The 9,209-nt window shown below is 72.8% G+C and carries 6 protein-coding genes; 2 read left to right on the plus strand and 4 right to left on the minus strand.

What is annotated here, in order from left to right; translation table 11 throughout:
• Positions 1–536: 536 nt before the first annotated feature.
• Complete coding sequence (locus tag ACFWNV_RS37905; protein WP_383956325.1) at positions 537–1,751, minus strand: PLP-dependent aminotransferase family protein; 1,215 nt, start codon at positions 1,749–1,751, stop codon at positions 537–539.
• A 127-nt stretch (positions 1,752–1,878) separates the two neighbouring features.
• Between ACFWNV_RS37905 and ACFWNV_RS37910 the strand changes: the two genes are divergently transcribed.
• Positions 1,879–2,733, plus strand: a complete 855-nt coding sequence (locus ACFWNV_RS37910; protein WP_383956328.1) for a hypothetical protein — start codon at positions 1,879–1,881, stop codon at positions 2,731–2,733.
• Positions 2,734–2,916: 183 nt separating this feature from the next.
• On the opposite strand, the gene ACFWNV_RS37915 is transcribed toward ACFWNV_RS37910, so the two are convergent.
• The 3 genes from ACFWNV_RS37915 to ACFWNV_RS37925 form a co-directional block, all read right to left on the minus strand.
• Positions 2,917–3,126, minus strand: a complete 210-nt coding sequence (locus tag ACFWNV_RS37915; protein WP_267760097.1) for a DUF397 domain-containing protein — start codon at positions 3,124–3,126, stop codon at positions 2,917–2,919.
• A 184-nt stretch (positions 3,127–3,310) separates the two neighbouring features.
• Entirely contained in the window at positions 3,311–4,195 is an 885-nt protein-coding gene (locus tag ACFWNV_RS37920; RefSeq protein ID WP_383956331.1) for a helix-turn-helix domain-containing protein, read from the minus strand.
• Positions 4,196–4,468: 273 nt separating this feature from the next.
• The gene (locus tag ACFWNV_RS37925; RefSeq protein WP_250742596.1) at positions 4,469–5,203 is read right to left on the minus strand and encodes a GPP34 family phosphoprotein; all 735 of its coding nucleotides are present in this window, start codon (positions 5,201–5,203) and stop codon (positions 4,469–4,471) included.
• 2,059 nt (positions 5,204–7,262) lie between these two features.
• Here ACFWNV_RS37925 and ACFWNV_RS37930 point away from each other — a divergent pair.
• Entirely contained in the window at positions 7,263–9,080 is a 1,818-nt protein-coding gene (locus ACFWNV_RS37930) for a serine hydrolase (RefSeq protein WP_383956334.1), read from the plus strand.
• Positions 9,081–9,209: the final 129 nt, after the last annotated feature.

Genomic DNA, 9,209 nt, shown 5'->3' on the forward strand with positions numbered 1-9,209 from the left:
GAGGTCTGGGCGCAGCCCGGTTCCCCGCTTTCGGCCGGGCTGCGCAAATCCAGCCTCGCCGGCGTTTGAGGCGCGGGGTCTGGGGCGGAGCCCCAGGGGGGCCGGGCGCAGCCCGGGGCCCCGGTTGCAGCCCGTCCGGCGTTTGAGGACCGGGGACACACCCAGCCCCGCCGGCGTTTGAGGCGCGGGTCCGGGCAGCGCCCGGGGAACGGGCGAAGGGCGGGTAGGGGAACTTGCCCCGCGCAGCGGCAAAGGATGCTGCGGGAACTCCGCCCCGCGCAGCGGCTAGAGGTGCTGCGGGGGCTTTGCCCCGCGTAGCGGGCAGAGGTGCTGCGGGGGCTTTGCCCCGCGTAGCGGGCAGGGGTGCTGCGGGGGCTTTGCCCCGCGTAGCGGGGAGGGGTGCTGCGGGGGCTTTGCCCCGCGTAGCGGCTAGGGGTGCTGCGGGGACTTCGCCCCGCGCAGCGGTCAGGGGGGCTGTGGGGGGCTTCGCCCCGCGTAGCGGGAAGGTTCGCGGTCGGGGCTGTGGGGCGGGGTGGCTACGCGGACAGGCGGCGGAGGCCCTCGGCGATTTCCGTCGGGGTGTGCGTCGTGAACGACAGGCGGAGGGTGCGGGGGTCGGGGGCGGCGGCGAAGAAGGGGGCTCCGGGGACGAAGGCGACGCCCCGGGAGGTGGCTGCGCGGAGCAGGGCCGTCGCGTCGTGGCCCTCGGGCAGGCGGGCCCAGACGAACATGCCGCCCTCCGGGCGGTTCCACGTGGAGCCCGGCGGCAGCGCGCCGGCCAGGCCGGCGAGAAGGGCGTCACGCCGGATCCGGTACGCATCGCGGACCCGGGCCACGTGCGCGTCGAGGTCGGCCGCCGCCAGGTACTCCGCCGCCGCGAGCTGGTCCACCGTCGAGGTGTGCAGGTCCGCCGCCTGCTTCGCGAGCACCGCCCCGCGCAGCAGCGCGGCCGGCGCGCGCAGCCAGCCGAGCCGGAGTCCGGGGGCCATGATCTTGGAGAAGCTGCCGAGGAGCGCGGTGCGGTCCTCCGCTCCCGGGTAGGCGGCGAGGCGGGGCAGTTCGCGGCCCTCGTAGCGGAGGTCCCCGTACGGGTCGTCCTCCAGCAGCCACAGGCCGAGCCGGGCCGCGACCGCCGCGATCTCGGCGCGGCGGCCGTCGGGGAGGGTGCGGCCGGTGGGGTTCTGGAAGGTGGGGATCGTGTAGAGCAGCTTGGGGCGTTCGCGGGCGACGAGTTCGGCCAGTGCGTCCGGGAGGATGCCCCGGTCGTCGCAGGGCACGGGGATGACGCGGGCGCCGGCGAGCCGGAAGCCCTGGAGCGCCGCCAGGTAGGTCGGGTTCTCGACGAGCACCGCGTCGCCCGGCTCGATCAGCGCGGTCGTGATCACGCCGAGCCCCTGCTGCGATCCGGTGGTGATCAGCAGGTCGTCTCCGGTGGTCGGCAGGCCCTGCTTGCCGAGCCGGGCCGCCACTGCCGCGCGCAGCTCGGGGGAGCCTTCGGTGGTGGAGTACTGGAGGGCGCGGCGGGCGGACCGCGCGAAGGCGGAGTCGTACGCGGCCCGCAGGCCTTCGGTGTCGAAGAGTTCGGGGGCGGGCAGGCCGCCGGCGAAGGAGATCATGCCGGGCTGGGTGGTGACGGCGAGGATCTCGCGCACGGCGGAGGGTGCGGTCGTGCGGATCCGGGCGGCGAAGGCCGGCGGCGCGGCGGAGGCGGGCGCTGGGGCAGGCGCTGGGGCGGGCGCTGAGGCGGGCACGGGGGCTCCTTCGGGAGGCGGGTGCGCGCATCGTAGCCGCGGGAAGGTGTAGACGGCACCTATGTATCGGATGCTGAACGTCCACCAGGGGATACCTATCTGACGTCGCATCAGCTAGACCGTCTCCATGACAGCAGACGAGCGGAACACCCGGGCCGACGACTACGCCGAGCTCGCCTCGGTCGGCCCCTACGGAGTCCACCCCGGCCACGCGCTGATCACCATGGTCGAGCCGCACCCGGGCCACGAGTTCGCGTACAACCGCTGGTACGAGGACGACCACTACTACGCCGGTGCCATGGCCATGCCCTGGATGTACGCCGGCCGCCGCTGGGTCGCCACCCGCGAGCTCCAGGAACTGCGCTACCCGGAGAAGTCGGCCGTGGCCCAGCCGGTGACCGCCGGGTGCTACATCTCCACGTACTGGGTCACCGAGGGCCGCTACGACGAGCACATGAAGTGGACCGTCGGCATCAACAAGCGCCTCAACCGGGACGGCCGGGTCTACCAGGACCGGACGCACGTCTTCACGGCCTTCCAGGACCACGAGGCCACCGTCTACCGGGACGGCGCCGCGGGCCCCCGCGACTTCCACGCCCTCGACCACCCGTACGGCGGGCTCGTCGTGCAGGTCGTCGACGCGGAGGGCCCGGAGCAGCGGGCCGAGCTGCTGGAGTGGCTGCGCTCGCGCGCCCTGCCGAAGCGGCTGGCCGGCTCACCGGCCGCGATGGTCACGGTCTTCCGGCCGACGCCGCTGCCCGGGGACCGGATGACGTACGTCAAGCAGGTCGAGGGGGTCGACACCCGGCTGACCCTGCTGTGGTTCCTGGAGGCCGACCCGCGCACCTGCTGGGACCGGTTCCAGGGGCTGGACGCGGAGGTCGCGGAGTCGGGGCTGGGGCGGGTGGAGCTGGTGGCGCCGTTCATCCCGACCGTGCCGGGGACGGACCGCTACGTCGACCAGCTGAGGTCGACCGGCTGAGGTGACCCGGCTGAGGCCGACCGGCTGAGGTGGCCGGCTGAGGTGGCCCGGCTGAAGTGGCCCGGGCCGGCCGCCGGACGCGGCCGAGCCCCCTCGGCAGGCGACGGCGGGCCGGTCGAGAGGGCTCCATCAGTGGTGCAGGTGGTGCAGGCCGTACGGGCCGCAGGGGGGTCGCCTCGACGCTCAGACGAGGCGTCCCAGGCGGCCCTCGGTCACATCGGCGACGAAGGAGGTCCAGGAGCCGGGCGCGAAGGTGAGGGACGGACCGTCCTGCACCTTCGAGTCACGGACCGCGATCGATTCCATGACGGGGGACTTGACCTCGACGCAGGCGCCGTTGGCGGAGTACGAGGACTTGGTCCAGTTTTCCGTTGCGCCTTGACGAATAGCCATGTTTCTCTCCGGTTCAGCGAGTGGTTCCGGTGTCGTGTCGGCCATTGCTCCGGCTGACGTGATCGACGCTACCGGCAGCGCCCGCTGCGCGAAGAGGACGTTCACCCGACCGAGTGGCATATTCCATTCAGGTCTTCTGCGGCCGGGGAGTGACGGTGTACCGTACCGGCCTTTTCTCCGGACCTCATTTTCCCTTGCCCGCGAAGTCCTCGATGATCTGCGCGATGAACTGCCTCGTCTGGTCCACATTGTGGGCCTGTGCGCGCAGATGTTCGTACATCACGCTGTATTTCTGGACGTCATTGGCTTTCTCCAGGTACAGGTCGCTCGTCACGCCCTCGATGTAGACGACCGTGGAGTCCGAAGCGTCCGGGAATTCCAGAATGGCGTACTGGCCGTTCACGCCCGGGTGCGCGCCCACCGAGAAGGGCATCACCTGAACCGTGACGTGCGGCTTCTCCGACTGCTCTATCAGGAACTCCAGCTGCCGGATCATGAGCTGCGGATCGCCCACGTGCCGCCGCAGGGCGGCCTCGTCGATGACCGCCCACAGGCGCAGCGGGCCGATCTCGGGATTGCTGTTCTCGGTCTCGTGGAGCCGCTTCTGGCGGTGCATCCGGACCTGGACGCGCTTCTCCACGTCGACCGGAGCCGTCTCCGGCCACGCGCCGCGGACGAGCGACTGGGCGTACTCCGGGGTCTGGAGCAGCCCCGGGATCACCAGGGGCTCGTAGGTGCGCAGGCTGGCGGCGTCCGTCTCCAGGCCGATGTAGACGCTGTACGGGATGTCGCCGAAGGCGTGCCACCAGCCCTGCTGGCGGGAATCCTTGGCCATCTGCATGAGGGAGTCGACGAGCCGCCGGTCCTCGACCTCGTAGACGTCGCACAGATCGCGGACGTCGCGCTGGCTGATGGAACGGCGGCCGTTCTCCAGCCGGCTGATCTTCGACTGGGAGACGAGCAGCCGTTCCGCGACCTGCTCGGCCGTCATGCCTTTGTCCTCGCGCAGTTTGCGCAACTCCATGCCCAGTCGGCGGCGTCGGACGGTGGGATTGACATTGGACGCCACGTGAACGGCACCTCCGCCTTCTTCTGTTGCTGTCTCTTCGCTGTCTCTCTGCGTGTCTGCTGGTGAGCAGACTGCCACCGAAGCACGTGACCTCGCTGGGGAACGGCCGGGAAAAGCAAACGCGCGGGCCGACGGGGCCGGCGTACCGGCTCCGTCGCCCCGCGCGTAGGCGGTTGCGATCACTGCTGTCCTGCTTGCCTTGCTTGCCCTGCGTGCCGTGCTTGCCGTGCGGGTCCCGCTTGTCCTGCGTGACCTACGCGGCCTGCCGGTGGATCAGTGCGCGGCCGCGCGGGCCATCGCACCGGTCCGGCGCGGCTGCAGCGGAACGGCTGCCGCCGTCGCCCTCGCGGGCTGGGCCGGTGCCCGGTCGCGGCGCGGCTGTGCGGCCACACCGTTCTGGACGTCCATGACGGCGTGAGCCACCAGTCCGCCCATCGGGTCGTGCCGGATCAGGTCCCGCAGCCGGGACCTGGACGACCGCCCCTCGTTGCCGGGGTACAGGTGCTTGCCGAGCCCGACCGCGTGGGCCAGTGCGGCAAGCGCCGCGGTCCGCGGGTCCGGCGGTACGCCGGTGCGGATCGCACTGTCCAGCCGGCCACGGATCTCCCGGCTGATCGCTGTGTCGGTCGCTTGGTAGCGAGTCGTCGGCAGCACCCCGCACATCTGGCCCGCGACGGCATGGACCATGCCGCAACGCTCCAGGTGAGCGAGGTAAATCTGACGGAGCCCCAGTCGGGGTCCGCCGATCCAGTGGACCGCCCGAACCGGGCTGCCGCGCCTGCGCAGCAGTTCCAGTGCGGAGTCCAGAGTCGGATCTCCTGTCGGCCGTGGCATCACCACGGCGATACGATCCCCATCAGGGGCTATCCGTCCTGCCAGAGCCAGCTCCACTAGCTGTGCCCCGGCCAGGCCGAGGTCGAGCGACTGCGGCTGCGCCGTGGTACCCGTGGCCGGGTCCAAGGCGAGCAGCAAAAGCTCCTCCGGAATCGTTCTGCGGCTCTTGCCCATCCATGCCTCCCCGCGTGGATGAGTGACAGGGTGACGCCTCTCACATTCATCTGTCGAGAGCGCCTGGCCGCTTTGTGGGGGAACCGTCAGCTATGTCGTTCTCGTCTAGCACGGGGGCGATGCCCCCTAGACGGGACACTGTTAGACATTCGGACAGCCGGACGTGAAGGCGATCGAGGAGGAACTGGTGGCGGGCGAGTCCCCCGACAAGTCGGTTGATGAAGGAACGTCGGGGACGACGGAGTCGTCCGAGGGGCGTGACCCGAGGGCATCGCTGTTCCGCCCGAGGGACTCGGAGGACGGGTCCGCGGAGCGCGATCCGCTCCGGGAAGCGGTGGCCGCGTGGGTGGCCACGGCGGAGGACGAACCGTCCGACGCGCCGGGTGCGCCGGGTGCGCGGACCGAGGTCTTCGAAGCGCTGCCCGCGGAGGCGGCTGACGCGGGTGCGGCCTCCGGGTCCGGGTCCGGGTCCGGGTCCGGGGGTGGCGGGAACGCCGCCGCGTCGGTGGAGAGCGAGCGCACCGCGGTGTTCCGCACGGTGACGCCTCCGGCGACTGCTTCCGAGGATTCCGCTTCCGGGCGCGCGGGTGGCTCGGACGACCGGCCCGCAACTGCTTCCGCCGACGGCGGGGGCGCGACGCCTTCGTCCACGTCCGGTTCCGCTTCTGTACCCGACGGCTCGGCCGCGCCCGCAGGTGGCGATCGTACGACCGCCTTCGGCGCGGGGTCGGCATCGGCCGATGCCGACCGGGTGGACGGTTCCGCTACGAATCGGCCTGAGCCTGCTGCCGGGCTGGTCGGGGGCGACCGTACGGGTCAGCCTTCGGGTTCCGCTTCTGCCGCCGACCGGGCGGGACGCGCCTCCGGCGAGACCGCCTCCGACGCGGGACGGGGCGGGAGCGAGCGCACAGCGTCGTTCCGTACGGGCCTGCCCGCGGGTTCCGGTTCTGACTCCGGCGCGGCCCGCGAGCCCGCGTCCGGCGCCGATCCGGTCGAGAGCGAGCGCACCGCGGTGTTCCGCACGGTCACGCCGCCGGCCACCACCGGTCGCCCCGCGGATTCCGCTTCGGCACCCGCCGAGGTACCCGCCACCACCGGACCCGCCGACAGCGAGCGCACGGCCTCGTTCCGCACGACGACCGCCCCGGCCACCCAGTCCCCCTCGGACGCCCCGGGCCGGCCGGCCCCCGGCGCCCCCGGATCTTCGTCCACGGACGTCCCAGGCGCTTCGGCGGCGCGGGGCGGCCAGTCTGTAACCGGTGCTCCGGCTGCCCGACCGTCCGCTGACGCCTCGGGTGCTACGGCTACGCAGGGCGGCCAGGCGGCCCCGGCTCCGTCGGGTACCCGACCTTCCACGGACGCCCCGGGCGCTCCGGCTGCGCAGGGCGGCCAGGCGGGCTCGGGAGCCCCGGCTTCGTCGGGTGCCCGACCGTCCGCGGACGCCTCGGGTGCTCCGACGACCCGAGGCGGCCAGGGTGCTTCCGGCGCCCCGGGCGCTCCGGCTACGCAGGGCGGCCAGGCGGCCTCGGCAGCCCCGGCTCCGTCGGGTACCCGACCTTCCACGGACGCCCCGGGCGCTCCGGCGGCCCAGCGCGGCCAGGCTGCTTCCGGTGCTCCGGGTGCCCGGCAGGCCGCCGGCACTCTCGGCGCGGCGGCTACGCAAGGTGGCCAGGCGGCCTCGGCAGCCCCGGCTCCGTCGGGTGCCCGACAGGCCGGTGACATCTCGGGTGCTCCGCTGGCCCCGGGTGCTCCGGCAGCGCGGGGCAGCCAGGCTGCTTCCGGTGCTCCGGGTAACCGGCAGTCCGCGGACGCACCGGGCGGTCCGGCTGCCCAGGGCGGCCCGGCGGCTTCCGGTGGACCGGGGTCTTCGGGCACTCGGGCCCCCTCGGGTGCCTCCGGTACTTCGGCGGGTCCGGGTGCGCAGGCTCCCTCTGGTGCTCCGGGCGCCCAGAGCCCCTCCGGGGCTCCGGGTGCCTCCGGCTCCGGTGCGGCCCTCGACAGTGAGCGGACTGCGGTGTTCCGGGCGGTCAAGCCCGGGGCCGGGTCCGGTCAGGGTGGTGTGGCGGAGGACAGCGAGCGGACCGCCGTGTTCCGGGCGGTGAAGCCCCCGGCTCCGGCCGCCCCGGCCGCCCCCGCAGGCGACGAGCCCGTCGACAGCGAGCGGACGGCTGTGTTCCGGGCCATCAAGCCCGGCACCGCCAACCCGGCCACCCCCGGGCAGGGCACCGCCAACCCGGCCACCCCCGGGCAGGGCACCGCCAACCCCGCCACCCCCGGCTCCGCCGGACAGGGCTCCGCCGGACAGGGCTCCGCCACCCCCGGCTCCGCCGGGCAGGGCTCCGCCCGGCCCGTGCCCCCGCGGGCCGTCGGCGGGGAGCGGGCGAGCACCTTCGTACCGCTGCGGACCGACGACGCACCCGCCCGCCCCGCCACGGGCGTGCCCGGCACGCCCCCCGCCGCGCAGGCTCCGCTGCGGACCCCGGTCGCCCCCGGCGTGCGGACTCCGGTGGACCCCGGCGTGCGGACCCCGGTCGACCCCGGCGTGCGGACCCCCGTGAACCGGGAGTCCCCGGAGCGCACCACGCAGCAGCCGCTGCCGCCGAAGCCGCCGCTCGACATGCTGGCGGACCTCACCAACAACCCGCCCCCGCCGCCGAGCGCGGCCCGGACCGCGGTACGCCGGTTCAAGATCTACGCGCCCATCCTGGTGCTGCTCGCGGTGATCCTCGCCGTCGTGCAGCTCGTGCGTCCGCTGCCCAAGCCGACGCTGAAGATGACCGCGAACGCCTCGTACACCTTCGAGGGCGGGGCCCCAGCCCTGCCGTGGCCGAAGGAGGGCCAGGCCTACATGGCCGCGGCCGGCCTCGGCCCCGTCGGGACCTTCGGCGAGCAGAAGCCCGTGGCGATCGGCAGTGTCGCCAAGGCCATGACCGCCTACGTCATCCTCAAGGACTTCCCCATGAAGAAGGGGGAGAAGGGCCAGATGATCCCCGTCGACAAGACGGCGGTCGAGGACGGCAAGAAGGAGACCGAGGGCGAGTCCACGGTCAACAACCTGAAGGAGGGCGACAAGATCTCCCAGGAGGACGCCCTCAACGCGATCATGATCCCGTCCGCCAACAACGTCGCGCGCCTGCTCGCGCGCTGGGACGGCGGGCAGGAGGCGTTCGTCAAGAAGATGAACGACACCGCCAAGGAACTCGGCATGACCAACACCACGTACACGGACCCCTCGGGTCTGGACGCGACCACGGTCAGCACCGCCGAGGACCAGGTCAAGCTCGGCCTCAAGATCGTCGAGATGCCGGAGCTGATCGCGATCACCAAGAAGGCGGAGTGGGTCGACCCCACGGGCAAGAAGTGGCGGAACTACAACGACCTGGTTCCGTTCAACGGCTCGCTCGGCATCAAGACCGGCTCCACGACCAAGGCCGGCGGCAACCTGCTCTTCGCCGCCGAGAAGAAGGTCGGCAAGACCAACCAGCTGATCGTCGGAGCGGTCCTCGGCCAGCACGGCGTGCCGATCCTCGGCACCGCGATCGCGGCGAGCAAGAACATCATGCTGGCCACGCAGAAGATGCTCACGGCCGCGCCCGTCGTCAAGAAGGGTTCCGTCGTCGGCTACGTGGACGACGGACTCGGCACCCGGGTCCCGGTCGTGGCCACCGCCGACGTGGACGCGATCGGCTGGCCGACCCTCACCATCGCCGTCAAGCTGGCTGACGGAGCCACCCAGCTCCCGCAGACCGCCAAGGCGGGCTCGGAGATCGGCATGCTGACCGTCGGCGAGGGTGCCAGCCAGGTGAAGGTGCCGGTGGCGCTGCAGAGCGACCTCACCGCACCCGGCATCGGCAAGAAGCTGACGCGCGTCGGCTGAGCACGCCGGCTGCCGCGCACCAGCGCGGAGCGGGTCCGGGGCGGGCGCGGCGGACCCCGGGGGCCCCCCGCCCCAACAAAACCAGCGAGGGAAAACAGGCACCGCGGGGGGGGTTGAGGTTTGTTTAAA

Source organism: Streptomyces sp. NPDC058401 (assembly GCF_042722885.1).
Classification (GTDB): Bacteria; Actinomycetota; Actinomycetes; order Streptomycetales; family Streptomycetaceae; genus Streptomyces.

What these genes read in the sequence shown, in the direction of transcription:
- ACFWNV_RS37910 (WP_383956328.1), top strand. Translation starts at nt 1,879, where the DNA reads ATGACAGCAGACGAGCGGAACACCCGGGCCGACGACTACGCCGAGCTC.
- ACFWNV_RS37915 (WP_267760097.1), bottom strand. Translation starts at nt 3,126, where the DNA reads ATGGCTATTCGTCAAGGCGCAACGGAAAACTGGACCAAGTCCTCGTAC.
- ACFWNV_RS37925 (WP_250742596.1), bottom strand. Translation starts at nt 5,203, where the DNA reads ATGGGCAAGAGCCGCAGAACGATTCCGGAGGAGCTTTTGCTGCTCGCC.